Annotated in this window: 26 protein-coding genes and 3 tRNA genes; 20 read left to right on the top strand and 9 right to left on the bottom strand. The window is 59.2% G+C overall.

What is annotated here, in order from left to right:
- Positions 1-17: 17 nt before the first annotated feature.
- The 13 genes from JFU48_RS20730 to JFU48_RS20670 all read left to right on the top strand — a co-directional run bounded on the left by JFU48_RS20730 (position 18) and on the right by JFU48_RS20670 (position 10,287).
- On the top strand, positions 18-1,082 hold the full coding sequence (locus JFU48_RS20730; protein ID WP_003225405.1) for an NAD(P)H-dependent flavin oxidoreductase: 1,065 nt from the start codon (positions 18-20) through the stop codon (positions 1,080-1,082).
- Positions 1,083-1,251: 169 nt separating this feature from the next.
- Complete coding sequence (modA, locus tag JFU48_RS20725) at positions 1,252-2,019, top strand: molybdate ABC transporter substrate-binding protein (RefSeq protein WP_242486689.1); 768 nt, start codon at positions 1,252-1,254, stop codon at positions 2,017-2,019.
- Positions 2,020-2,700, top strand: coding sequence for a molybdate ABC transporter permease subunit (gene modB, locus JFU48_RS20720; protein ID WP_003225407.1), 681 nt, complete (start codon positions 2,020-2,022; stop codon positions 2,698-2,700).
- Positions 2,701-2,703: 3 nt separating this feature from the next.
- Positions 2,704-3,783 carry a molybdenum ABC transporter ATP-binding protein gene (gene modC, locus JFU48_RS20715; RefSeq protein ID WP_201137485.1) on the top strand — a complete coding sequence of 360 codons (1,080 nt, stop codon included), beginning with the start codon at positions 2,704-2,706 and terminating at the stop codon, positions 3,781-3,783.
- Positions 3,784-3,852: 69 nt separating this feature from the next.
- Entirely contained in the window at positions 3,853-4,881 is a 1,029-nt protein-coding gene (locus JFU48_RS20710; protein WP_201137484.1) for a DNA topoisomerase IB, read from the top strand.
- Between the two features lie 146 nt (positions 4,882-5,027).
- Positions 5,028-6,653, top strand: a complete 1,626-nt coding sequence (locus JFU48_RS20705; RefSeq protein WP_201137483.1) for an ABC-F family ATP-binding cassette domain-containing protein — start codon at positions 5,028-5,030, stop codon at positions 6,651-6,653.
- A 70-nt stretch (positions 6,654-6,723) separates the two neighbouring features.
- Positions 6,724-6,954 carry a hypothetical protein gene (locus JFU48_RS20700; RefSeq protein ID WP_003225411.1) on the top strand — a complete coding sequence of 77 codons (231 nt, stop codon included), beginning with the start codon at positions 6,724-6,726 and terminating at the stop codon, positions 6,952-6,954.
- Positions 6,955-7,076: 122 nt separating this feature from the next.
- The gene (locus tag JFU48_RS20695; protein ID WP_003225412.1) at positions 7,077-7,307 is read left to right on the top strand and encodes a hypothetical protein; all 231 of its coding nucleotides are present in this window, start codon (positions 7,077-7,079) and stop codon (positions 7,305-7,307) included.
- A gap of 107 nt (positions 7,308-7,414) precedes the next feature.
- The gene (locus JFU48_RS20690) at positions 7,415-7,699 is read left to right on the top strand and encodes a hypothetical protein (protein WP_003225413.1); all 285 of its coding nucleotides are present in this window, start codon (positions 7,415-7,417) and stop codon (positions 7,697-7,699) included.
- 206 nt (positions 7,700-7,905) lie between these two features.
- Complete coding sequence (gene msrA / locus JFU48_RS20685) at positions 7,906-8,412, top strand: peptide-methionine (S)-S-oxide reductase MsrA (protein WP_103485138.1); 507 nt, start codon at positions 7,906-7,908, stop codon at positions 8,410-8,412.
- Between the two features lie 278 nt (positions 8,413-8,690).
- The gene (locus tag JFU48_RS20680; protein ID WP_003225415.1) at positions 8,691-8,852 is read left to right on the top strand and encodes a hypothetical protein; all 162 of its coding nucleotides are present in this window, start codon (positions 8,691-8,693) and stop codon (positions 8,850-8,852) included.
- Between the two features lie 342 nt (positions 8,853-9,194).
- Positions 9,195-9,413: a hypothetical protein gene (locus tag JFU48_RS20675; protein ID WP_045122476.1), complete on the top strand. Its 219-nt coding sequence runs from the start codon at positions 9,195-9,197 to the stop codon at positions 9,411-9,413.
- Positions 9,414-9,510: 97 nt separating this feature from the next.
- Positions 9,511-10,287: a hypothetical protein gene (locus JFU48_RS20670; protein ID WP_242486688.1), complete on the top strand. Its 777-nt coding sequence runs from the start codon at positions 9,511-9,513 to the stop codon at positions 10,285-10,287.
- Positions 10,288-10,520: 233 nt separating this feature from the next.
- On the opposite strand, the gene JFU48_RS20665 is transcribed toward JFU48_RS20670, so the two are convergent.
- The 8 genes from JFU48_RS20665 to JFU48_RS20630 form a co-directional block, all read right to left on the bottom strand.
- Positions 10,521-10,607 (bottom strand) — tRNA-Leu (locus tag JFU48_RS20665).
- 194 nt (positions 10,608-10,801) lie between these two features.
- Positions 10,802-10,875: transfer RNA gene (locus JFU48_RS20660), tRNA-Cys, on the bottom strand.
- Between the two features lie 46 nt (positions 10,876-10,921).
- Positions 10,922-10,997: transfer RNA gene (locus JFU48_RS20655), tRNA-Gly, on the bottom strand.
- A gap of 60 nt (positions 10,998-11,057) precedes the next feature.
- Complete coding sequence (pgsA, locus tag JFU48_RS20650) at positions 11,058-11,618, bottom strand: CDP-diacylglycerol--glycerol-3-phosphate 3-phosphatidyltransferase (RefSeq protein ID WP_003225417.1); 561 nt, start codon at positions 11,616-11,618, stop codon at positions 11,058-11,060.
- A 32-nt stretch (positions 11,619-11,650) separates the two neighbouring features.
- Positions 11,651-13,474 (bottom strand): excinuclease ABC subunit UvrC, encoded by a 1,824-nt coding sequence (gene uvrC / locus JFU48_RS20645; protein ID WP_103486481.1) that lies wholly within the window; start codon positions 13,472-13,474, stop codon positions 11,651-11,653.
- Between the two features lie 2 nt (positions 13,475-13,476).
- On the bottom strand, positions 13,477-14,118 hold the full coding sequence (gene gacA / locus JFU48_RS20640) for a response regulator transcription factor GacA (RefSeq protein WP_024012761.1): 642 nt from the start codon (positions 14,116-14,118) through the stop codon (positions 13,477-13,479).
- A 127-nt stretch (positions 14,119-14,245) separates the two neighbouring features.
- Positions 14,246-14,689 (bottom strand): GNAT family N-acetyltransferase, encoded by a 444-nt coding sequence (locus tag JFU48_RS20635; RefSeq protein ID WP_201137481.1) that lies wholly within the window; start codon positions 14,687-14,689, stop codon positions 14,246-14,248.
- Positions 14,686-15,447: a carbon-nitrogen hydrolase family protein gene (locus JFU48_RS20630; protein ID WP_201137480.1), complete on the bottom strand. Its 762-nt coding sequence runs from the start codon at positions 15,445-15,447 to the stop codon at positions 14,686-14,688. Before JFU48_RS20630 ends, JFU48_RS20635 begins: the two co-directional genes overlap by 4 nt.
- Positions 15,448-16,065: 618 nt before the next feature.
- Between JFU48_RS20630 and JFU48_RS20625 the strand changes: the two genes are divergently transcribed.
- Positions 16,066-17,130: a 3-deoxy-7-phosphoheptulonate synthase gene (locus tag JFU48_RS20625; protein ID WP_003225424.1), complete on the top strand. Its 1,065-nt coding sequence runs from the start codon at positions 16,066-16,068 to the stop codon at positions 17,128-17,130.
- Positions 17,131-17,202: 72 nt separating this feature from the next.
- Here JFU48_RS20625 and JFU48_RS20620 read toward each other — a convergent pair whose 3' ends face one another.
- A complete protein-coding gene (locus JFU48_RS20620; RefSeq protein ID WP_201137479.1) occupies positions 17,203-18,381 on the bottom strand; it encodes a hypothetical protein in 1,179 nt (392 codons plus the stop codon).
- A gap of 336 nt (positions 18,382-18,717) precedes the next feature.
- Between JFU48_RS20620 and JFU48_RS20615 the strand changes: the two genes are divergently transcribed.
- The 6 genes from JFU48_RS20615 (at position 18,718) to JFU48_RS20590 (ending at position 25,637) form a co-directional block, all read left to right on the top strand.
- Positions 18,718-19,587, top strand: coding sequence for an esterase/lipase family protein (locus tag JFU48_RS20615; RefSeq protein ID WP_201137478.1), 870 nt, complete (start codon positions 18,718-18,720; stop codon positions 19,585-19,587).
- Between the two features lie 97 nt (positions 19,588-19,684).
- Positions 19,685-19,966, top strand: a complete 282-nt coding sequence (locus JFU48_RS20610; protein ID WP_007912303.1) for a peptidylprolyl isomerase — start codon at positions 19,685-19,687, stop codon at positions 19,964-19,966.
- Positions 19,967-20,101: 135 nt separating this feature from the next.
- Complete coding sequence (locus JFU48_RS20605) at positions 20,102-21,970, top strand: extracellular solute-binding protein (RefSeq protein ID WP_201137477.1); 1,869 nt, start codon at positions 20,102-20,104, stop codon at positions 21,968-21,970.
- Entirely contained in the window at positions 21,970-23,031 is a 1,062-nt protein-coding gene (locus JFU48_RS20600) for a microcin C ABC transporter permease YejB (protein ID WP_003225430.1), read from the top strand. Before JFU48_RS20605 ends, JFU48_RS20600 begins: the two co-directional genes overlap by 1 nt.
- Entirely contained in the window at positions 23,031-24,053 is a 1,023-nt protein-coding gene (locus tag JFU48_RS20595; protein ID WP_201137476.1) for an ABC transporter permease, read from the top strand. The genes JFU48_RS20600 and JFU48_RS20595 overlap by 1 nt, the downstream gene beginning before the upstream one ends.
- 9 nt (positions 24,054-24,062) lie before the next feature.
- Positions 24,063-25,637 carry an ABC transporter ATP-binding protein gene (locus JFU48_RS20590; protein ID WP_201137475.1) on the top strand — a complete coding sequence of 525 codons (1,575 nt, stop codon included), beginning with the start codon at positions 24,063-24,065 and terminating at the stop codon, positions 25,635-25,637.
- Positions 25,638-25,690: the final 53 nt, after the last annotated feature.

Genomic DNA, 25,690 nt, shown 5'->3' with positions numbered 1-25,690 from the left:
TTCGGAGAACCGCTTCCATGAGCCAATGGCCTGACACCCGCATCCTTGACCTGCTCGGTATCGAGCTGCCGATCATCCAGGCCCCGATGGCCGGTGCCACGAACTCGTCCATGGTGATCGCCGTGTGCAACGCCGGCGGCTTGGGTTCGATGCCAGCCGCGATGCTGAGCATCGAGCAGTTGCGCGAAGAGCTGAAGACCATTCGCGAGCACACTCGCAAGCCGTTCAACGTCAATTTCTTCTGCCACCAGCCACCGGCCGCCAATGAACAGCGCGCGCAAGACTGGAAAAATCTGCTGGAGCCGTACTACCGCGAACTGGGTGTCGATTTCGACGCACCGACACCGGTTTCCAACCGGGCGCCATTCGATGCGGCAGCGTGCGCCGTGCTCGAAGAGTTTCGCCCGGAAGTGGTGAGTTTTCATTTTGGTCTGCCGGAGAAATCCTTGCTGGATCGTGTCAAGGCGACGGGTGCGAAAATTCTCTCGTCCGCCACCACTGTCGATGAAGCGGTGTGGCTTGAGCAAAACGGTTGCGACGCGATCATCGCCATGGGTTACGAGGCTGGCGGGCATCGCGGGATGTTTCTCAGCGATGACCTGAGTAGCCAGGTCGGCACCTTTGCTCTGGTTCCGCAGATCGTCGATGCGGTGAAGGTGCCGGTGATCGCTGCCGGGGCCATCGCCGATGCGCGCGGTGTGGCCGCGGCGTTGCTGCTCGGCGCGTCAGCGGTACAGGTGGGCACCGCGTATCTGTTCACCCCGGAAGCGAAAGTCAGCGCCTCGCATCACCAGGCGCTGCGTACCGCCAAGGAAAGTGAAACCGCGATGACCAACCTGTTCACCGGCCGTCCGGCTCGCGGCATTCTCAACCGGGTGATGCGCGAAGTCGGGCCGATGTCGCCCATCGCCCCGGCGTTCCCGCTGGCTGGCGGGGCGCTGATGCCACTGCGCGCCAAAAGTGAAGCGCAATTCAGTAACCTCTGGGCCGGTCAGGCTTTCCCGCTGGGCAAGGAGCTGAGCAGCGCAGAACTGACCCAGGAACTGGCGCAAGGCGCGCTGGAAAAATTGGTCCGTCGCTGATCCGATCCGGGGTGAGGCGTGTCATAGCTTCATCCTGTATACAACAGCACTTCCTGTTTAGCGGCATTTCGCTATATATTTCGCTATATAGCGTTTCACCCCCTCGCATCGGTGCAGTCCACCCACAACAATAACTGCCCTCTGCACTCGCCCATAACGGAGCTGTTACATGACCATTCGTGCCTCACGTTTTGCCCCAACCTGCCTGGCGTCCCTGCTGGCGGTATTCGCTTTCGGCGCCGCTCAGGCTGATGAAGTGCAGGTGGCGGTTGCCGCTAACTTCACCGCACCGATCCAGGCAATTGCTGCCGATTTCGAAAAAGACACCGGGCACAAACTGGTCGCCGTCTACGGTGCCACCGGTCAGTTCTATACCCAGATCAAGAACGGCGCACCGTTCGAAGTGTTCCTCTCGGCTGACGACACCACTCCGGCAAAACTGGAAACCGAAGGCGACACCGTCAAAGGCTCGCGCTTCACCTACGCCATCGGCACCCTGGCGCTGTGGTCGGCGAAAGAAGGTTACGTCGATTCGAAGGGTGAAGTCCTGAAGAAAAACGAGTACCAGCACCTGTCCATCGCCAATCCGAAAGCCGCGCCATATGGCCTGGCAGCCACTCAGGTGCTGGAAAAACTCAAGCTGACTGAGGCGACCAAAGCCAAGATCGTCGAAGGCCAGAACATCACTCAGGCCTATCAGTTCGTGTCCACCGGCAACGCTGAACTGGGCTTCGTGGCGCTGTCGCAGATCTACAAGGACGGCAAGGTCACCAGCGGTTCGGCATGGATCGTTCCAGCGAACATGCACGACCCGATCAAACAGGATGCGGTGATTCTGAACAAAGGCAAGGACAGCGCCGCCGCCAAAGCCTTGGTTGAATACCTCAAAGGCCCGAAAGCCGCTGCGGTGATCAAGTCCTACGGTTACCAGCTCTAAATGTCGCTGACGAGTGCCGACTTCGCGGCGATCTGGCTGACCCTGAAACTGGCGTCCCTGACCACCGCTATTCTGCTGGTCGTCGGCACTCCGATTGCGCTGTGGTTGTCGCGCAGCCGTTCCTGGCTGCGCGGTCCCATCGGCGCAATCGTCGCCCTGCCCCTCGTACTGCCGCCGACCGTGATCGGCTTCTATCTGCTGCTGGCGATGGGGCCCAACGGCTTTCTCGGCCATTTCACTCAGTGGCTGGGCCTGGGCACCCTGACTTTCAGCTTCACCGGGCTGGTGATCGGTTCGGTGATCTATTCCATGCCGTTTGTTGTGCAACCGTTGCAAAACGCATTCTCGGCGATCGGCACCCGCCCACTGGAAGTGGCCGCAACGTTGCGCGCCAATCCATGGGACACTTTTTTCAGCGTGATCCTGCCTCTGGCCCGCCCCGGTTTCGTGACCGCGGCGATCCTCGGCTTCGCGCACACCGTCGGTGAATTCGGCGTCGTGCTGATGATCGGCGGCAACATTCCCGACAAGACCCGAGTGGTCTCGGTGCAAATCTACGACCATGTCGAGGCCATGGAATATGCCCAGGCCCATTGGCTGGCCGGGGCGATGCTGGTGTTTTCGTTTCTGGTGTTGCTGGCGCTCTACTCCAGCCGCAAGACCCGCGCGGGCTGGAGCTGATCAATGATTGATGCACGTCTGAAAATCGCTTATTCGGGTTTCAGCCTGGATGTCGATCTGCATTTGCCAGGGCGTGGCGTGACCGCGCTCTACGGTCACTCCGGCTCAGGCAAGACCACCTGCCTGCGTTGTATCGCCGGTCTTGAGCGGGCCGAACAGGGTTTTATCAAGGTCAACGACGAAGTCTGGCAGGACAGCGAGCGACGAATTTTTGTCCCGCCGCACAAACGTTCAATCGGTTATGTGTTCCAGGAAGCGAGTCTGTTTCCGCACCTGTCGGTACTGGCCAACCTACAGTTCGGCCTCAAACGCATCGCCAAGGCCCAGCGTCGGGTCGACATGGCGCAGGCCACCGAACTGCTGGGCATCGGCCAATTGCTGGAGCGTCATCCGCAGCACCTGTCCGGCGGCGAACGCCAGCGTGTCGGCATCGCCCGCGCACTGTTGACCAGCCCGAAACTGTTGCTGATGGATGAGCCGCTGGCCGCCCTCGACAGCCAGCGCAAAAACGAAATCCTGCCGTATCTGCAACGTCTGCACGATGAGCTGGAGATTCCAGTGCTCTACGTCAGCCACGCGCAAGATGAAGTGGCTCGCCTGGCCGATCATCTGGTGTTGCTCAGCGACGGCAAGGCCCTGGCCAGCGGCCCGATTGGCGAAACCCTCGCCCGGCTGGATCTGCCAATGGCGATGGGCGATGACGCCGGGGTGATCATCGAAGGCCAGGTCAGCGCCTACGATGCCGAGTACCAGTTGCTGAGTCTGCAATTGCCGGCGACTGCCATGAACATCCGGGTGACTCACGCGCCGATGGCAGTCGGCCAAGCCCTGCGCTGCAAGGTGCATGCGCGGGACATCAGTCTGGCCCTGCACAACAGCGAGGCCAGCAGCATCCTCAATCGCTTGCCGGTTACCGTGGTCAGCGAGCTGGCGGCGGACAATGCCGCGCATGTGCTGATTCGTCTCGATGCCGGCGGCACACCGCTGCTGGCGCGGATCACGCGGTTTTCCCGGGATCAGCTCGGCATACACCCGGGCCAGCATTTGTGGGCGCAGATCAAGGCCGTCGCCGTACTGGCCTGAATTCGTTGGCACGACGGCCATGGCGCGCGGTCAATCGCTGTAACAGAGCGATTCGCCAAGGACACTGCCATGCCCGACACCGCGCCAGCCGACGTGCTCCCACCCGACCTGCATTACGTCGACGATACCCAACCCGGCCTGACCCGCAAAAAACTGCGCGGCAAGTTCGCCTATTTCGATCCGGCCGGGCAGCGCATCACCGACCCTGATGAGATCAAACGGATCAATTCGCTGGCAGTGCCGCCGGCCTACACCGACGTGTGGATCTGCGCCGATCCGCGTGGTCATTTGCAGGCCACTGGCCGTGATGCCCGGGGCCGCAAGCAGTATCGCTATCACCCACGTTGGCGCGAGGTGCGCGATGCAGACAAGTACTCGCGCTTGCGTGAATTCGGCCTGGCGCTGCCAAAACTGCGCAAACAGCTTGAAACGCTGCTGGATGCTCCCGGCTTCAGTCGCGACAAGGTGATGGCTACCGTCATCACGCTGCTCGACGCCACGCTGATCCGCGTCGGCAATACCCAGTACGCACGGGACAACCGTTCCTATGGCCTGACCACCCTGCGCAGCCGGCATGTCGAGGTCAACGGCAGCGCGATTCTGTTCCAGTTTCGCGGCAAAAGCGGCATCGAACACCAGATCACCGTGAAAGATCGACGTCTGGCGCGCATCATAAAGCGTTGCCTGGAAATCCCCGGACAGAATCTGTTCCAGTACCTGGACGAAAACGGCGAGCGACACACCGTAAGCTCGCACGACGTCAACACCTATCTGAAAACCCTCACCGGCGCCGACTTCACTGCCAAGGATTACCGAACCTGGGCCGGGAGTGCGCTGGCCCTGGCGGTATTGCGCGAACTGCAATGGGAGTCGGAAACCGAGGCGAAACGGCATGTGGTGGAGATGGTCAAGAGCGTCTCCAAACAGTTGGGCAATACCCCGGCGGTGTGCCGCAAGTGCTACATCCATCCAGCCGTGGTCGAGCGTTTCCTGCTCGGTGCGCTGGCCGAATTACCACGCCCGAGAGTCCGCAAGGGCTTGCGCTCCGAGGAAGTGGCGCTGGCGATGTTTCTTGAGCAAATGATGGATGCGCCTTGATCTGCGCTGGATGGGTGGTCTAGGCTAGCCACCTTTCCCCCTTCAGGACGACCGCAGAAAGTGAACAATCAAGCCTTCTGAAAATGTAATCGCGATAAGCGCTGAATAGCGCCTGTCAGTGTTCACGACATTTTTCGGAGGTGCCGATGACTCACGTCTCGCGTACGCCTGCCCTCGTCTCCCTGAATCAAACGACTTTTCAGTTCGCTAATGGCGAGACGATTTTCAACGAGCTGAATCTGCAATTCGATCACACTCACACCGCCATCGTCGGCCGCAACGGCGTCGGTAAAAGCGTGCTGGCCAAGTTGATTGCCGGACACTTGCAACCGACTGCCGGCAGCGTGACTTGCTCGGTTCCCCTGGCCTATATGGCGCAAACATTCACCGTCGACGCAGGACAGACCGTGGCCGACGCCACGGGCACCGCTGCCGCCCTTCGCGCATTGCAACGGTTGCAGTGCGGCGAGGCGTCGCCGGAAGATTTCGACATCCTCGGCGAACGCTGGGATCTGCCCGAACGCCTGCGCCAATGGCTGGATGACGCCGGTCTGCCGGACGTCGCCCCCACGGATTTGACCCAACCGCTGAGCGGCGGCCAACAAGCGCGATTGGCGTTGATCGGGGCATTTCTGAATCCGCCGCGCCTGTTGGTGCTGGATGAGCCGACCAACCATCTCGACGGCCCCGGCCGCGACTGGCTGATGAACAGGCTGGAGCAATGGCGCGGCGGATTGATCGTCATCAGCCACGACCGCCAATTGCTTGAGCGCATGCAGCGTATCGTCGAGCTGACGCCGCGGGGTGCCACGGTGTACGGCGGCAATTTTTCCACTTACCAGCAGCAACGACAGATCCATCAGGCGGCGGCGCAAGCGACGCTGGATCAAAGCAGAACCGAGCGCCGGCGCGAGCAGCAGCGCTTGCAAAACGAACACGACACCATCCAGCGCCATGCTGCCCGCTCACTGCGCAACGCCAGAACCGCCAATGTCTCGGGTTTCGAGCGCGCAGGGCTCAAAGGTGCCGCGAGGCAGATCATGGGCCAGGTGCGACATGGTCATCAGCAGCGCAAATCGGAGCTCAACGCGCAGGTGCGTGATGCCTACGCCAACGTGCTCCCGGACGATGTGGTGCTGATGAACCTGCCCGGCAGTTCAGTGCCTGCCGCGCGTAGGGTCTGTACGCTGATTGATGCGTGTGTGCCATGGCTACCGACGCAACCGTTCAATCTCACGCTGAGTGGTCCTGTGCGCGTCGCCGTCAATGGTCCGAACGGCTGCGGCAAATCGACGTTGCTCAGGTTGCTCGCGGGCCAACTGCATCCCGCCAGCGGCGAATGCATCACCCATATTCCCGTGGCTTATCTGGACCAGCATCTGAAGTTGCTGGACGACGGTCTCAGCGTCATCGAGCAACTGCTCGCGCTGCAGAGCCCGTTGAGTGAAAGCGCACTGCGCAGCCACTTGGCTCACCTGCAACTGGATGCGCAACGGGTGACCCGACCGAGCATTTCACTGAGCGGTGGCGAACGCCTGAAAGCCGCACTGGCGGTGGCATTGTGGGGCAAGACGCCCGCGCAACTGTTGTTGCTCGACGAGCCGAGCAATCATCTGGATCTGGCGTCGGTGCAAGCTTTCGAACAGGCATTGCAGACGTTTCCCGGCGCAATTGTCGCGGTTTCCCACGATCCTGACTTTCTGCAAGCCTTGAGGCCGACGCATCGCCTGGATGGGAACCGCGAGGGATGGCGGCTGCAACCGACGAACTGACTGTCTATTTTTTGCACGATCGGCCACGGCTTCTATAGTTGATCTGACACCCATTTGCTGTGGTGACGCCATGGAAGACATATTTGTCGTGAAGCGCTGCAACAAGATCATCATTCACGGCCGGCGCGCCGGGGAAAGCCAGCATGAACCCGCCGAGGCCAGCAGTTGGTTTCGGATCAACGATACCCGCACCGGCGGCTTCATCGGTGATGGCTACGACCTTGAGGAAGAGGCCCGACACGAATGCCGACGGCTCAATGCGGCCAGCTCGCCAATGCTGGCGCGCCAAACAGCCGGCTGATGCAATTGACAGGCGGGGTCTATACTCAAGGCAGCTGACGGACCAGCGCCCCAACGGCAGACAGCTCGCAACCCGCGAGCTTTTTGCTGCCTCTCAACGGTTTGTCTGAACGGAGGTGTTCCATGTCCGAAAAAGAGTCCATCACCACCCTCCTCACCCTGCTCGACTCCCGTCAGGCGCGCCTTGCCGCGGCCTGCAAGGAAATCGCCGACTGGGTCGATCATCAAGGCGGGCACCCGACCGCCCTGCGCATCCGTGATCGCCTTAACGACATCGAAAAAGACACGCCGCTGATCCGCCGCACTCTGTCTTCGCTAGAACCCGTCGAACGGCCGTTGCCTCGCTTCAGATGATTGCACAGCGATAAACGACAGTCTCCTGGCCTACCACTTGGCCGATACAGCGAACCCCAGCTGCCGTGAGGGGTCATAACCTGTACACGTCACCCAGGAGACTGTTCATGGTTATCCATTTCAAAACAGACGGACATCTGGCTTGTGGTCACAAGGGCAACAACCTTGCCTCGAGCCTGGAACTCAATCGCGTCAAATGCCGCAGCTGCCGCAACACCGATGCCTACAAGGAAGCGCGCAAAACCCAGCGCAATGCGGCACGGCGCGCGGCTCGCCACACCAAGGCTGACCACGGCGCGTCGAACTGGCGTACGGAGTGGATCGAACGACTGACCGCGCTGGCTGGGCCGCAGCGCCTGCCACGGGGCTTTTTCGGGCAAGCGTTTGTATAACCGCTTGATGTGGTGTCTTTAGTACATCACTCGATGTGAACTGCCCGAATTCAGCTCGAACCCATAAATGCCCTGGCCTTATCGTCAGGGCTTTTTGTTGAAAACACCGGATCGAGCAGCCCGTAATCCTGAATCAGGCTTGCAAATAGCCAACACGCCCGCATAACCAGAACCGTATCTACAGTCACCGAGAGGCAAAAAAGATCATGACCGGACAAACCGAAACCGCGATTCTCGCCGGCGGCTGCTTCTGGGGCATGCAGGACCTGCTGCGGCGTTATCCTGGCGTGCTGAAAACCCGCGTCGGATACACCGGCGGCGAGGTGCCGAATGCCACCTACCGCAACCACGGCAACCACGCCGAGGCCATCGAAATCATCTTCGACCCTGCCCTGATCAGCTACCGGCAGATCCTCGAGTTCTTCTTCCAGATCCACGACCCCAGCACGCCCAACCGCCAAGGCAACGATCTCGGCCCTAGCTATCGTTCGGCGATTTATTACCTCAGCGACGAGCAACGCGACATCGCCGAGGACACCGCCGCCGACGTCGACGCTTCTGGTCTTTGGCCGGGCCGAGTGGTCACCGAAATCGAACCTGCCGGACCGTTCTGGGAAGCGGAACCGGAGCATCAGGACTACCTGGAGCGGATACCGAATGGCTACACCTGCCACTTCATCCGCCCGAACTGGAAACTGCCCAAGCGCGGCTGACAAGACACCTGCTTAATCCATTCCACGCACGGCGTTGGCCTTAACCAAGGCCGGCGCCGAACGTCGCCGGCTTACCGCGTTACGAAACCTTACTGCATTGAAAAAGATCGATGGATGATTGCGCAACGACTGATTGCGCAACTCCAGAATCGATCATTTTGGCGAGTCCTTCCTTAGCACAGTTCAAGCGCCCGAGGATGAACATACGTTCATCGCAAGCATGGCTCAATGCGTCTAGCCTGCGGGTTCCAACATAGTGCCTACAGGAGTACCCCACCATGTTCTCGCACGAAAGCCTCCCGCTGATCGCCATTTTCATCATCATGCTGCTGTGCGTGCTTGCAGCGTTTTTACACCCGGTTCACGCTTTCTTCAGCTGGGTTCGCCGGCGTAGGGAAAGAGCGTCTGCCCGGACTCAGGAAGAAGTAAATTCACGCTGAGTGATTCCTCCGACAGGCCCGGATACGTCCGGGCTTTTTACTTCCTGCCAATCAACACAATATTTTTCAAGAGGGTGAAGCGGCCTTGCTCACGTAACCACCTCGACCTGGTTAAGTACCCTCCCATCCACCTGCTGGAGAATCTCTTCAGCAGTCGAGTCCGCAACGGGCATGATCAATGCTGGTCTCGACATCGCCGAAACGTAGCTCCAGCAGACGCATTGCAACATCCTGGACGCGAAGCATCGTGTCGCGCTCTATTGACACCCTGCCAATTGGTTGATGGCCAAACAGCGACCATAGCTGGCAACCTCTCATTTTTAATGATTGATCGAATAGGCTATGCCCACTGAAGCAATTACCGTCATGGCAATGGCCCGCTCAAACTTCGGGTATCTCAGCGAAGCCCGAGATGAAATTCAGCTTCTTGCGCTGAAGAGCAGTTCGATCAGCTTTAACCAGGCACTACAAATATCCGGAATGATCACTCACGACGAATTGACATGTCTTACAGAAGAACTGGAGACCGTCTGCCTGGCTTGGTACAGCCTGCGCATTTAGTCCCCGGCGCAGTCCGAATCTTCCACTTGCCCCTGTCAGATGAATGAAAACCCCGCTCAGTAGCAGGCATACCGCACTTCACTTAAGGATGAGCATCATGAACGATGATTTGAAGCAGTCAGGCTCGACTACTACCACACAGACCACCACCTCGCTGGAGCAGGTGAAAACCGGAAGAGCCTTGGATTTCACCTGGGCGCCTAACACCAACACGACGACCACCACTGTATCGGCAGACTTTGTCGACTATCGAGTCGATACCACCCAAGGCAGCCCGACTGGAGACAGCCACTCCATTGCACGATTTACCTATGTTCAGGGCAACGGTGGCGGTCAGATCAGCCAACTTTTTCTCGAAGAAATGCGCGCGGGAGTACGCGCCAACACGCAGATCGGGCTGATGGTAGGACGAAAGTGGGTTCTGGACCCCAATGGCGAAGTCTCGGGCAGCATCGGCACCTATGTGGTCGAGCAATTCGATGACATGCGCGCCAGTGTGAATTATGTCGGCTCCTTCGCACGCGTCTTCGCCGACCCGAGGATGGTCAGCTACCACGCCGGCGGCCACGTTCACACCAATGTCTCGATCACCGGCAGCAGGCCCCTGACCATGGCGGATTCAGGTAAGTCGATCCTGGTCATTAGCGACACAGACGTCACGCTGACGATTGGTGACGATGTGATTGAGGGGTTCAAGGCGACACTAATCCAGGCTGCCGCCGGAAAGATCAACATTGCAGTGTCGAACAGCCACATGATCTACAGCAACGCCGGAACCCGCACCCGTACGCTCGCCCCTCTAGACGAGTTGGAAGTCAGTACCTTCCCATTCGGGCCGGTGTACTTGGCCTTCCGTGTCAAACCCACGGCGTGAAGAACGTCGTGCGCTGGCTGAACCCGCTCTAAATGCCATCTTGATCAAATCATGGCGCGGAAGTCTGTGCAGGAGATTTGACATGGCCTGAGGGCAAATGAGTTGAAGCAGCTGAATCGCAAGGGCAAAAAGGTCATGCCCGCAAGGTAAATGGCTGATCAAGTCCAAAATGGCGGGACCGGAAACAAACAAGGGTTTGCATCAGCTTTCGCCCGCAAACCCTTGATTTTAGATGGTGCCCGAAGCCGGAATCGAACCGGCACGCCCTTACGAGCGGGGGATTTTAAGTCCCATGCGTCTACCAGTTTCGCCATTCGGGCGGTAGCGCGGTGTAGTGCTCATGTCAGTCGACCAGCACGCCTGACAATGTTGAGCCTTGTAAAGCAGAGCGGGAAATATATACATCACGTCCCGGTGAAGCAAGTTCACAGTAGCTGATTTCAAGACTAAATCTTGCAGCGCACTGGAAATAAAAAAGCTCCGTAAATCATGGATCTACGGAGCTTGTTTATAGTGGAGGCCGAGGTCGGAATCGAACCGGCGTAGGTGGATTTGCAATCCACTGCATAACCATTTTGCTACTCGGCCTCAAACGATCGCTGTTTAGTAGCACAACAACAACCGCGTACAAACTTGGAGCGGGAAACGAGACTCGAACTCGCGACCCCGACCTTGGCAAGGTCGTGCTCTACCAACTGAGCTATTCCCGCTTGGTGTGGCGCATTCTATAGATTTCAGAAGCCCCGTCAACCCTTTGATTCAAAAAAGTTTTATTTCTTTTCAACGTCGGTTTTCAGATGCGGCCAAGCGGCCCGCAGGTATTGAACCATCGACCACAATGTCAGGCCCGCCGAGATCATCAGCAAGGCATAACCCAGCAAGACCCAGAAGCTGAAGTCACGCGGATTGGCCAGCAGGATCACCAGCGCCAGCATTTGCGCCGCGGTTTTCCACTTGCCGAGATTGGACACCGCTACATGCGCGCGAGCGCCGAGTTCGGCCATCCATTCGCGCAAGGCCGATACGACGATCTCACGGCCAATGATCACGGCAGCGGGAAGTGTCAGCCACAAGTTGCCGTGTTCCTGCACCAGAAGTACCAGCGCGACCGCCACCATCAACTTGTCGGCAACCGGATCGAGAAACGCACCGAACGGCGTGCTTTGTTCCAGGCGGCGGGCCAGGTAGCCATCCAGCCAGTCAGTTGCCGCGGCAAAAGCGAATACCGAGGCGGAAGCCATATAGCTCCACTGGTAAGGCAAGTAAAACAACAAAATGAAGATCGGTATGAGCAGGACGCGGAGAACGGTAATCAGATTAGGGATATTCATCGGCACAACTGGCTACGAGGTGAGTTGGCATTCTACTCGCTATGCAGGTTTGCATAAATCGACTCTGCGAGCTTTTTACTGATCCCCGGTGCTTTGGCGATCTCTTCGATGCTTGCACGAGACAGCTCCTGCAATCCACCAAAATGTTTCAACAAGTCCCGACGGCGAGTTGGCCCGACGCCCGCAACGCCTTCCAGCGTTGACGTGCGGCGGGTCTTGCCCCGCCGCGCACGGTGGCCGGTAATCGCGAAGCGGTGAGCTTCGTCGCGAATCTGCTGTATCAGGTGCAGTGCCGGCGAATCTCCGCGCAAGGTGAACTCATGCGCTGCATCATTAAGATACAAAGTTTCGAAACCCGCCTTGCGTGTTGCGCCCTTGGCCACACCCAGCAGGATCAGATCCGGCACCGCCAATTCGTTGAGCACATCACGGGCCATCGACAACTGACCTTTGCCGCCGTCCACCAGCAGGATGTCCGGCAGCTTGCCCTCCCCGTCCTTCAGTTTGCTGAAGCGGCGAGTCAAGGCCTGATGCATGGCCGCATAGTCATCGCCCGCCGTGACGCCCTCAATGTTGTAACGACGATAGTCGGATTTGATCGCGCCTTCCGGGCCGAACACCACACAGGAAGCGACAGTAGCCTCACCACTGGAGTGACTGATGTCATAACACTCAAGTCGCTGCGGTGGCTCATCCAGATTCAGCACTTCAGCCAGCGCATCGAAGCGTGCAGCCGTGTGTTGACGATTGGCCAGGCGTGCACCCAGCGCCTGTTCGGCATTGGTGACTGCCAACTGCTGCCAGCGAGCCCGGGTGCCACGCACCCGGTGACTGATGGTCAGTTCACGACCACGTAGCTCATGGATCGCTTCGATCAGGGCGGTGGCGTCTTCAGGAACCACGTTGACGATCAACTCGCTCGGCAGGTCGCGTTCCGGACTGCTGATGAAATATTGACCGAGGAACGCCGCCATGACTTCGGCAACCTCCTCCTCGATACCGACCTGAGGAAAGAAGTTCTTGCTGCCCAGCACTCGTCCGCCGCGCACGCTGATCAGATGAACACAGGCGCCACCTGGATTGACGAACGCTGCGATGACATCGATGTCGCCCGTGCCGCCTTCCATGCTTTGTTGATCCTGGACCCGGCGCAGCAAGGCAATCTGGTCACGCAACTCGGCGGCGCGCTCGAATTCAAGATTGATCGCCGCCTCTTCCATTGCCGTGGACAGTTCATTGGTCAGCGCATGACTGCGCCCCTCGAGAAACATCACCGAATGTCGCACATCCTCGGCGTAGACCTCTGGTTCGACAAGGCCGACACAAGGCGCCTTGCAGCGCTTGATCTGATATTGAAGGCACGGGCGAGTGCGATTCTTGTAGTAACTGTCTTCGCACTGGCGGACGAAAAAGGTCTTTTGCAGCAGGCTGAGGCTTTCGCGAATGGCCCCGGCGCTCGGGTACGGGCCAAAATACTTGCCCTTGGCCTTCTTCGCGCCACGGTGGATGCTCAGGCGTGGAAACTGGCCGTCAGACAGAAACACATAAGGGTAGGACTTATCATCGCGCAACAGAATGTTATACGGCGGCCGCCACTCCTTGATCAGTGTCTGCTCAAGCAGCAACGCCTCGGTTTCGTTGGCGGTGATGGTGGTTTCGACCTGCGCGATACGCCCGACCAGCGCAGCGGTTTTCGGCGCCAGCCCGGTCTTGCGAAAATAGCTGGCAAGGCGCTTCTTCAGGTTCTTTGCCTTGCCTACGTACAGCAGGCGCGCCTCGCTGTCGAACATGCGATAGACGCCAGGACGCCCACTGACAGTCGCCAGAAAGGCGCCGGGATCAAATGCTTCAGTCATGATCAGGCGCTGGCATCAACCATGCCGTGGCGTACTGCCAACAGCGTCAGCTCAACGTCGCTGCTGATCGACAGCTTTTCGAAGATCCGGTAGCGATAGGTGTTCACCGTTTTCGGCGACAGGCAGAGTTTGTCGGAGATGATCTGCACCTTCTGGCAGCCGACAATCATCAACGCGATCTGGATTTCCCGTTCGGACAAGGCATCAAAAGGTGAATCGTTGGTTGGCTGGAACGACTTGATCGCCAGTTGCTGGGCAATCTGCGGACTGATGTAACGCTGCCCGGCAAACACCAGTCGGATGGCCTGGACCATCTCCGGCAATCCAGCGCCCTTGGTCAGGTAGCCGGCGGCGCCCGCCTGCAGCAGGCGCGTAGGAAATGGATCTTCCTCGCACACAGTGACAGCGACGACCTTGATGTCCGGATGACTGCGCAGCAGCTTGCGCGTGGCCTCAAGGCCACCAATACCGGGCATCTTGACGTCCATCAGGACTACATCGGGTTTCAACTCACGGGCCTTGATCAGGGATTCTTCCCCGGACTCGGCCTGTCCAACCACCTGCAAGCCATCGATATCGGCCAGCATACGTGTAATGCCTGTACGAACGAGATCATGGTCATCGACCACTAGCACCCTAATCAAGCAGACACCTCGCGATATGGTCTTATTGGGATGCCGGACACCTTAGCAAAAAGTGCCAGACAGACCTAGCGGCAAGCATCATTTAAAAAGTTTCAATTCATCATCGAGGGCTTGCCGGCCGTGGGTTTCAGAGCACAGGTGTACCGAAATCGAGCTGCATCCTCAGGAAACACTCGTCCTCGCCACACTTGATCAAGCCCTTTCTCTTATACAGGCTTTGTGCCGGATTATTTTTGAATACTGTCAGACGCAGCGCCGGAAGTCCTTCGGTGCGGGCCATGGCGATAACCTGATCAATCGCCCAGGATCCTGCGCCCTGCCTGCGAAAGGCCTCGGTTATTTGCAGCTCGCGGATGTACAGCGCCCGACGATCCCGACTGAGGCTGAAAAAACCCAAGAGAACTTCATCAAGAATGATCAGCCAGTTGTCCCGACCATCCCAGGCAACATCGAACGCTTCGTCCTGCCACAGCAAATCGTGCTCAATGTAATAGCGCAGCATGTTCCGGCACGTCAGTTCGCGGGCAAATTCCCGATCATCCGGCTCAGCGCGACGCAAATGGTAGGTCATTGCCCCACCGTCACAGGGACTGTCCGCCCGATCCATTCGCCAGCATCACGTCGAGCGATCACCAGGAGTTCACCTGGGCCTGGCGCGGCGATGACCAGCGCCCCGTTTTCAGACCAGACCGCGCTGCGCCCCGCCGACTGCCATCCACCTGTTAGCCCGGCGTGATTGGCCATCAGCACCGCCATTGAGTGGCTTTGGGCATAGCCCTGCAGTATTGCGCTATCCACGCCATAGCCTTTTTCGCCGATCAGCACGCCTGCTGCGTACAGGTCGGCGCCAACACCGGCGGCCGCTGCCGCGTGGCTGGAGTGGGAAAAATCAGCGCAGACCGCGAGCGCGACGGTGTCGCGACCTATGCGCAAGGTCGAACCACCAGTCCCTGGGGCATAGAAAAGCTCTTCGCCGCTGTGCAAATGCTGTTTGCTGTAAACCTCTAGAGAGCCGTCTTTGCCTAACGTCAGAGCGCCGATCAATACCTGCGGACTGCCCTTCTGGCGAATCGGCATGCCGACGACGGCGCTCAGCCCAAGCTCGCGAGCGCAATCGCGCAAGGGTTGCAGCACCGGATCCTGCGGATCGATTGCCAAGTCTGCGGCCATCTGGCCTTCGTAGCCTGTCAACGACAACTCCGGGAGCACCAGCAGCTCGACGCCCTGCTCCGCCGCCGTGGCCATGAAACGCAAATGACGTGTGATGTTTGCCGCCAGATCACCAGCAACGGAAAACGATTGGGCGGCAGCGATGGTGAACGTCGACATTATTCATCCTTGGAGTGATGCAAAACACGCAGTGTGTCACAACGTCCGTGGCCCTCAAGCGATAGGTAACGCCTTGAATGAGCAATAGCAATTTCTGATTGCTCAGGCCTATGGGCCTCTAGTAAGCTCGGCGCATTCATCGGAGACAAACCATGTTCAACGCCCTCTCACAGCTTCGTTCCGCTAGCGCCCTGCGCTCGGTTGCGGCTGCCCGGGCGAATGACGTTTGCGCTCCAGCGAGCTTTTATTTTGGGTATTGGTTTAGCCACTGGCGCGCCTGATACCCACACGGCGCCCATAAAAACGGGTCGCCTACCAGAGAATTCTCAACCCCCGGTCGGCCTCCCGACCGGGGGTTTTGTTTTTTCAGGCCCATAACTTTTTCAGCAACACACCAGACACTTTGAGGAATCACGACATGAACTACGCCACTTATTACCGTTACGACACTTTTACCGCCTGGCGATTTAGCAGCCTCCGCTCGGGACAGCCTGCCGCCTCCGATCGGTCACCCACAGGTGGCAAGCACACACACGCAGCCAATCCGGCCAATTGTCGAACACCCCAGTAGGGCCGAGTGAGCGGGAAGCACCCGCCGCCAGCCCAGGAATTCCGAATATGAACTCGTCTGTTTCTGCTCTGCCACTGACCACCCTGAACTCTGCCAACGAAGCACTGACCCTGCGTCTGCCCAGCTCGTTGCAGCTCAAACAGCAATTGCCCCTGAGCAATGCCCTCGCCCAGCAAGTCGCAGCCCACCGCCAGGCGGTCCGCGCGATTCTCAATGGCGAAGACCATCGCCTGCTGGTCGTCGTCGGCCCTTGCTCGATTCACGATCCACGCTCCGCACTCGAATACGCGGAAAAGCTTTCCCGCCTGGCCCATGAAGTCAGCAACGAAATGCTGCTGGTGATGCGCGCCTACGTCGAAAAACCACGCACCACCGTTGGCTGGAAAGGTCTTGCCTACGACCCACACCTGGACGGCAGCGATGACATGGCCGCCGGCCTGACCCTGTCGCGTGAATTGATGCTTGAAATGATCCGTCTGGGACTGCCTATCGCTACCGAGTTGCTGCAGCCAATGGCTGCCGGCTACTTCGACGACCTGCTCAGTTGGGTTGCCATCGGCGCACGCACCACCGAGTCGCAGATCCACCGGGAAATGGCCAGCGGCCTGAGCATGCCCGTCGGTTTCAAGAACGGTACCGACGGTGGCGTAACCGTAGCCGTCGATGCCATGCGTTCGGCAGCCCATCCGCATCGACACTTCGGCGTCGACAGCCAAGGGCACCCGGCGATCATTCAGACACCGGGCAACCCCGACACTCATCTGGTACTGCGCGGCGGTCATCAAGGCCCGAACTACGATCGCGAAAGCGTCACCCGGGTACATGCCGACCTGAATCGCTTGAAGATTCCGAGCCGAATCATGGTCGATTGCAGCCACGCCAACAGCGGCAAGGATCCACTGCGCCAGCCCGACGTGTTCAACGAGGTACTCGAGCAACGGCTGCAAGGTGATCGCTCCTTGATCGGCATGATGATCGAGTCCCATCTGTTCGAGGGCTGCCAGCCTTTGAGCCCCGCCCTGCGTTATGGCGTATCCGTCACCGATGGTTGCCTGGGGTTCGGCGCGACGGAGCAGTTGCTGTCGAACGCAGCCAAACGACTGAAAGCCTGACGCTCAGAACAGCCTTTGCGGGTTGAATCAGTAACCCGCAAAGGTCGGACCATCGCTCAGCTCAATCCAGAGTTACGCCCGCACTCGGACCCGGGCAACGCCGGAAGCCTGACTGGCATCATCCAGTCGCTCCACCGAATACGACACCTGCACCACGGTTTCCCGATGCTCGCGCCAGAAGCGGTACGGCACGATGAACACCAAAGGTTGCCCAGCGTTCTCCCGAGTGATGTCCCGGTCATCGCGATGACTGAAATACTCGCCATCGCATTTCAGGTACACCAGTTCTCCCTCCTCGGCCTGGGCATCGCCGATCACCACAGTAACCCCGTCTACCGCATCTGCCGCTTCCAGCTCACCGTCTTGCGCTTCCAGCACTTGTGGCGCCGCGAGATCCCCCCGAATCAACGGTGCGATCAGAATTCGCGAGTTCGCAGACTTCCTTACTTGCGCCGCTGCTGATTCGACCCGGTAACTGACGTTCACCTCTTGTGTGGAATGGGCAGCGATGCAATCGGCGTTAATCCAGAAAGACAGCGCTTCACCAACGGCAAACGGCTCCACGGTCAACACATCATTGAATGCCGGCGCTCCCTCGGCGCCTTGCCAGGACAGGCTGATCCGGTCGCCGGCCGCCATCCGGGCATAGGGGCGCACAGTGACACTTGTACCCTGTGGAACACGGGACGGATCGAGCGTCCCGCCCACTGTTTCTTCAATGATCGGTGCAAGCAGCTCAGGCTCTGGATCGCCCACATCCAGTTGCAGGCGACGGGATGACACCGGCTGAGGCAGTGCAACGCTATGCAGCGTCCAGTAAAGCTCCAGCGAACCGCGCTCCAGCGGCGCAATGTGCAGACCTTTTATGACAAAGACGATTTCCTCGCCCACCTGGCCTTCACTTACCGAGCGGGTGGCCTCATGGCTATAAGCCAACCCTTCGTCATCGAGCCCTCGCCAGCTCAGCACCAGTTTGTCGCCGCACATCATGTCCGGGTAAGGCGCAATCCTGACGAATGCATGACTCAGAGAAGGATCAAGCATCCCGCCCTCCAACACCTCGACCGTCGGGGCGGACAGGTCCAAGGCCGGCGATGAAGCGGATGCAGACGCCGGTCGATAGCTGAATTCGAAATTTTCACCGTCCACCTTCAAGCTCAGATGGCCGCCTCCTTCGGTGGCAACCGACAAGGGGACAATGTTTGCCGGCGGCATTGCACAAGACTCGCTAGTGACTTCGTAAATAGACATTCGCAGCTCCATTCCTTGGATAGAACGCTGCCATCAAGGCAGCGTCGAACGAAATCCATTGAACCTCATCCAGCGAATCGGCGAAGTCAGCCCAAAGCCCCGCCCCCCGAGGCAAACACACCGTCTGACGTAGGCAGACAGCGACGAATCTGTCGATACGCGGCAAAAGATTGCCAAATGTTCCGACTAGCCCCTCAAGCAGAAACGAAAATTCGCACCATTTTTAGTCCAGATTCCCCTTCACTCCGAGGATTTTTCAGACATCGCCAACCCGTAGGCCTGTTTTACAGTGGCACGCACCAACCACTGACAAGCATCTGCAAAAGAGGCAGGAACATGCAACGGAATGCGACAACCCGCTACCCCATCCTTTTGGTCCATGGCCTGTTCGGGTTTGACCGTATCGGCCGTTTCGAGCTTTTTCATGATGTCAAGCAAGCACTGAGGGAGGCAGGTGGACAAGTGTTTGTGCCGCAACTCTCCGCAGCCCATGACAACGAAGTTCGTGGCCAGCAACTGCTGATGCAGATTGAACGGGTCCTGCAGGGCACCGGGGCCGCCAGGGTCAACCTGATTGGACATAGCCAAGGTGCGCTGGCCAGCCGTTTCGTCGCAGCAGTGGCACCGCACAAGGTCGCCTCGGTCACGTCGGTCAGTGGACCCAACCACGGTTCGGAACTGGCGGACACGTTGCGCCAGGCACTGATTCCGGGGAGCCTGCCGGAGCAGGTGGCAGAGCAAGTGGCGACTCGGTTCGCTGATTTCCTCTCGCTACTCAGTGGTCAACCGACCCTGCCGCAGAATGCCGTGGCAGCGCTGAACGCCCTGACCACACAGGCGGTCAGCCAATTCAACAAGAAGTATCCTCAAGGCCTGCCTTCTACCTGGGGCGGCCAAGGCGCGGAACGGGTCAATGACGTTCACTACTACTCCTGGAGCGGCACGCTGCAGGAAGGATGGCTTGCGCCGCTTGATCCGGTACATGCCGTCTGCCGGGCATTGTCCGGCCATTTCGTCGCGGAAGCGGGACAGAACGATGGTTTCGTGGGCCGCTACAGCTCGCATTTGGGCTCGGTCATCCGCTCCGACTACCCCTTCAACCACCTCGCCACCCTGCGGCGACCAGACGGTTTACTAAACTCCGCCCCTGATCCCGTCGAACTCTACGTCGAGCACGCTCTGCGCCTGAAAGCCGCACAACTGTAGACACACGCCAATAAGCCGAGTGGAACTTTGCCGAGAAATCGCTTACTGAATCCGGTAGGCTCCACACTTTTACTGAAATAGATTGGAGAGTTTCCCCATGGCTAAAGCCACTGCCCGCCACATCCTGGTTTCCAGCGAAGACAAGTGCAACGAACTCAAGGCCCAGATCGAAGGCGGTGCTGATTTCGCCGAAGTCGCCAAGGCCAACTCTACCTGCCCGTCCAGCCGTCAGGGCGGCGACCTGGGTTCGTTCGGTCCTGGCCAGATGGTCAAGGAATTCGACACCGTGGTCTTCAGCGCGCCGATCAACGTCGTGCAAGGCCCGGTGAAGACCCAGTTCGGTTATCACCTGCTCGAAGTCACCAGCCGCCAGGACTGATCTCGCGTCCGGTTTGCTGTGCCACGGCCCGCCTTTTGGTGGGCCGTTGTGTTTTGGTTACAGGATACGGCTGGCGACTGACGCGCCGCTCGCGTACAAATTGCGCTTATCGATCACCCGGCTTTAAGGCTGACAATGCGACTGGCTTTCCCGACTTTGCTGTTCACTGCCGTGGCCCTGTTGTTGGGCGCCGCTGGTGTGGACGCCACCCCGCAACACGCTTTGACCGTCTATGGCGAACCCGCCAAATACCCGGCCGGTTTCAGCCATTTCGACTACACCAACCCGCAGGCCCCCAAGGGCGGCACCATGCGCCGCTCGGCGATAGAGATCGGGCATTTCGATCACATCCTGCCTTATATAGACAAAGGCATCGGCGTCACCCAGATCGACGGCATGCTCTATTCGCCTCTGGCCCAGCGCTCGATGGATGAGCCTTACACGGTCTACGGCCTGGTGGCGCAAAAGATGGAGCGCTCGGAGGATGGCCTGTCGCTGCGCTTCTTCATCAATCCCAAGGCACGCTTCGCCGACGGCAAGCCGATCACTGCCGAAGATGTGCGTTACACCTATGACCTGTTGATGACCCAGGGCAGCCTGCGTTATCGCACGCAGTTCGCCGACGTCAAAGGCGTGGAAGTGGAAGCGCCGCTGACCGTGCGTTTCGATTTCAAGAGCAATGAAAACCGCACCTTGCCGCTGGACATCGCCACCCTGCCGGTATTTCCCGAGCACTGGTGGAAAACCCGCGACTTCGCCGGCGGTGGTGGTTATGAACCGCCACTGGGCAGCGGCCCGTATCGGGTCGGCAAGGTCGACTCCGGGCGCAGCATCACCTTCGAGCGCAACCCTGACTGGTGGGGCAAGGATCTACCGGTCAGTCGCGGCCTGTATAACTTCGATCACTTCAGCATCGAGTATTTCGGCGACACCGATGTCGCCCGTCAGGTTCTGCGCGGTGGCGCCTATGACTACAACCGCGAGTTTTCCGCGACCGGCTATTCGATCGGCTACGACAGCCCCGCGCTGAGTGACGGCCGCTTGCAGAAAGCCCACCTCGCCACCGAAGCCCCGCAATCGGCCCAGGGCTTTGTATTCAACCTGCAGAAACCGATGTTTCAGGATCGTCGGGTACGCCAGGCGCTGGCGATGCTCTGGGATTTCGAGTGGAGCAACCGGCAGATGATGCGCAACATGTACATCCGCCAACAGAGCTATTTCTCCAACTCCGCACTGGCAGCCCGCGAGTTGCCGGATGCCGCCGAGCTGAAAATCCTCGAACCCTTGCGCGGGCAAATTCCAGAAGAGGTGTTCACCCAGGTCTTCGAAGCGCCGAAAACCGATGGCAGCGGTTTGATCCGCGACAAGCAACTGCAAGCCCTGCAATTGCTGGAACAAGCCGGCTGGAAACCTGATGGTGACCAATTGGTCAACGCCGAGGGCGAGCCGTTAAGTTTCACCTTCCTGGTCAGCCAGAACGGCATGGACCGTCTGCTTCTGCCTTACAAGCGCACGCTGAAACAGATCGGCATCGACCTGAATATCCGCCGCATCGACTCCTCGCAATACGTCAATCGCCTGATGAGCCGCGACTACGACATGATCGTCACCGGCTACCCGGTCACCACGTCTCCGGGTGGCGAGCTGCTCAATTACTTCGGTTCGATTTCGGCCAACGACCCCGGCGCCAACAACTATATGGTGCTGAAGAATCCGGCGGTCGACACCTTGATCAATGGCCTGATCCGCGCCTCGACCCAAAGCGACATGCTGCACTACGCCCACGCCCTGGACCGGGTGTTGCAATGGAATTACTACTGGATTCCCAATTATTACCCGCCGGGCACCTCCACCGTGTGGTGGAACCGTTTCGGCATGCCGGCGATACAGGCCAGCAATGACGAAGCGATCGAGAGCTGGTGGGAAATCAGCAGTACGCCGCTGACCAACCAGCAGATGACCGCCGCAAAAATCGGCCGTGGCAGACCCGGAGGACCGCACTGATGTGGGCATACATTCTGCGGCGCCTGCTGCTGATCATTCCGACGCTGGTGATCATTCTGCTGGTCAATTTCGTGATCATTCAGGCGGCACCCGGCGGCCCGGTCGAACAGGCCATCGCTCATCTGCAAGGGATCGGCGGTGCCAGTGTCGGCGGCAGTTCCAGCGAGACCATGAGCAGCACCTCGCGTGCCAGCCGTGGCCTCGATCCGCAACTGATCAAGGACATCGAAAAACAGTACGGTTTTGACAAACCGGCGCATGAACGCCTGTGGCTGATGCTCAAGAACTACGCGCAGCTGGATTTTGGCAAAAGCTTTTTCCGCGGCGCGACGGTCACCGATCTGATTCTGGAAAAAATGCCGGTGACCATTTCCCTCGGCTTGTGGGCGACGCTGATCACCTATCTGGTGTCGATCCCGCTGGGCATCCGCAAAGCGGTGCATCACGGCAGCCATTTCGATATCTGGAGCAGCACTGCGATCATCATTGGCTACGCGATGCCGGCGTTTCTGTTCGCGATGTTCCTGATCGTGGTGTTTGCCGGTGGCACATCATTGAACTGGTTTCCGGTGCGCGGGCTGGTCTCCGACAACTTCGAATCGCTGTCGACCCTGGGCAAGATCGCCGATTACTTCTGGCATCTGGTGTTGCCCGTGACGGCACTGGTCATCGGTGGTTTCGCCACGCTGACGATCCTCACCAAGAACTCGTTCCTCAATGAGATCACCCGACAATATGTGGTCACCGCACGCGCCAAAGGCTTGAGCGAACGCCGTGTGCTTTACGGCCACGTGTTCCGCAACGCGATGCTGTTGGTGGTTTCGGGAATTCCGCAGGCGTTCATCAGTGTGTTTTTTGCCGGTTCGCTGCTGATCGAAGTGATCTTTTCCCTCGACGGCCTCGGCCGCATGAGCTACGAAGCGGCGGTTTCCCGGGACTATCCGGTGGTGTTCGGCTCGTTGTTCATCTTCACCCTGTTCGGCCTGCTGATAAAACTGATCGGCGACTTGTGCTACACCCTGGTCGACCCCCGTATCGACTTCGCCGCGAGGAACGCCTGATGTTCAAGCTCTCGCCCCTGGGTCGTCGCCGTTTTGCACGATTCAAGAAAAACCGCCGTGGCTGGTGGTCGTTGTGGCTGTTTATCGGCCTGTTCCTGCTCAGCCTTGGTGGTGAACTGATCGCCAACGACAAACCGCTGGTCGTCAGCTATCAAAACCAACTCTACTTCCCGGTTTTCAAGCGCTACACCGAGCAGGAGTTTGGCGGGCAACTGCCGTTCCAGGCCGATTACCGCAGTGAGTATGTGCAGAACCTGATCCGCAAGGACGGTGGCTGGCTGCTGTTCCCGCCAATCCCGTTCAGCGAGGACACCCCCAACTACGATCTCAACCAACCCGCGCCGAGCCCGCCCTCCAGGGTCAACTGGCTGGGCACCGATGATCAGGCGCGCGACGTGTTGGCGCGGGTGATTTTCGGCGCCCGGGTGTCGATCCTGTTTGCGCTGATGCTGACCGCTATCAGCGCGCTGATTGGCATCGCCGCCGGCGCCCTGCAAGGCTATTACGGCGGCTGGGTCGATCTGCTTGGGCAACGCGTGCTGGAGGTCTGGAGCGGATTGCCGGTGCTGTATCTGCTGATCATTCTGTCCGGTTTCGTCGAGCCGAATTTCTGGTGGCTGCTGGGGATCATGGCGCTGTTTTCGTGGCTGGCACTGGTGGATGTGGTGCGCGCGGAGTTTCTGCGCGGACGTAACCTGGAATACGTCAAAGCGGCTCGCGCGTTGGGCCTGACTGACCGCAAAGTGATTTTCCGGCACATCCTGCCCAATGCGATGAATGCGACGCTGAGTTACTTGCCGTTCATTCTGACCGGGGCGATTTCCACTCTCACCGCCCTCGACTTCCTTGGTTTCGGCATGCCCGCCGGCAGTGCTTCACTGGGCGAGCTGATCGGCCAAGGCAAACAAAACCTGCAAGCGCCATGGCTCGGGCTGACGGCGTTTTTCACTTTGGCGCTGATTCTTTCTTTACTGGTGTTCATCGGCGAAGCGTTACGTGACGCGTTCGACCCTCGATCCTGAAGTGTGACCATGACTGATAACCTGATCGAAATCCGTGACCTGAATGTCGCCTTCCATGGCCAGCCGGCGGTGCGCAACCTGTGCCTGGACATCCGCCCCGGCGAGTGCCTGGCCCTGGTCGGCGAGTCGGGCTCGGGCAAGTCGGTAACCGCGCATTCGATCCTGCAATTGCTCCCCGAAGGCGACGCGCAAACCAGCGGCAGCATTCGCTATCGCGGTCAGGAACTGCTCGGCGCCGATCCCAAGGTCCTGCGTGAACTGCGTGGCAACCGCATCGCGATGATCTTCCAGGAGCCGATGACCTCGCTCAATCCGCTGCACACCATCGAAAAGCAGATCGGCGAAACCCTGCTGGTGCATCGGGGACTGGGCGGTAAAGCGGCGCAACAGCGCATCCTTGAACTGTTGGAACTGGTGGGTATTCAAAAGCCCGAAGAACGCCTCAAGGCCTATCCGCATCAACTGTCCGGCGGCCAGCGGCAACGGGTGATGATCGCCATGGCCCTGGCTTGCGAGCCGGAACTGCTGATCGCTGACGAGCCGACCACGGCGCTGGATGTGACGGTGCAGCGCAAGATCCTGCTGCTGCTCAAGTCCTTGCAACAACGCCTGGGCATGTCGCTGCTGCTGATCAGTCACGACCTCAATCTGGTGCGCAGCATCGCCCAACGGGTGTGCGTGATGAAGGCTGGCGAGATCGTCGAGCAGGCGCCGTGCGAAACCCTGTTTACCGAACCGAAGCACCCTTACAGCTGCGTGCTGCTGAATGCCGAACCGGAGGGCGAAGCCCTGCCACGGGACGAGCGCGAGAACGTGCTGGAGGTGGATGATCTACGGGTCGAGTTCGTTGTCGGTGGCGGGCTGTTCCAGCGCAAACAATATTTGCAGGCGGTGGACGGCATCAGCCTGAATATCCAGCGCGGCAAAACCCTGGGCATCGTCGGCGAGTCCGGTTCGGGTAAATCGACCCTGGGCCAGGCGATTCTGCGGCTGCTCGACTCCGAGGGCAGCATCCGTTTTCAGGGCACCGCCCTCGACGGTCTCGATCAGAAGCAGTTGCGGCCGTGGCGCCGGCAGATGCAGGTGGTGTTTCAGGACCCGTTCGGCAGCCTCAGTCCACGGATGTCAGTGGCGCAAATCATCAGTGAAGGGCTGGAGGTGCATTGCCAATCCAGCGCCGAAGAGTGCGATGCACAGGTGATCCGCGTGCTCAAGGAGGTTGGCCTGGACCCGGAGAGTCGTCATCGCTACCCGCACGAATTTTCCGGAGGTCAGCGCCAGCGCATCGCCATCGCCCGGGCGCTGGTGCTGAAACCGGCGCTGATCCTGCTCGACGAACCGACTTCGGCCCTTGACCGTACCGTGCAGAAACAAGTGGTCGCCCTGCTCCGCGACCTTCAGGAAAAACACGGCCTGACCTACCTGTTCATCAGCCACGACCTGGCGGTGGTGCGGGCGCTGGCGCATGACATGATCGTGATCAAGGACGGCAAAGTGGTTGAACGCGGTGCCAGCCATGAGGTGTTTGACTCGCCACAGCATCCTTACACCAAGGAGCTGTTGGCGGCGGCGCATCCGGGGTAGGCATGATCACCGTTTGACTTGAAACCGAGTCGCGGCCTTCGCGAGCAAGCCCG

Source organism: Pseudomonas sp. TH49 (assembly GCF_016650625.1).
In the GTDB taxonomy this organism is placed as follows: Bacteria; Pseudomonadota; Gammaproteobacteria; order Pseudomonadales; family Pseudomonadaceae; genus Aquipseudomonas; species Aquipseudomonas fluorescens_H.
The sequence above is the reverse complement of the archived record's forward strand: the minus strand, read 5'-3'. Positions and strand labels throughout refer to the sequence as shown.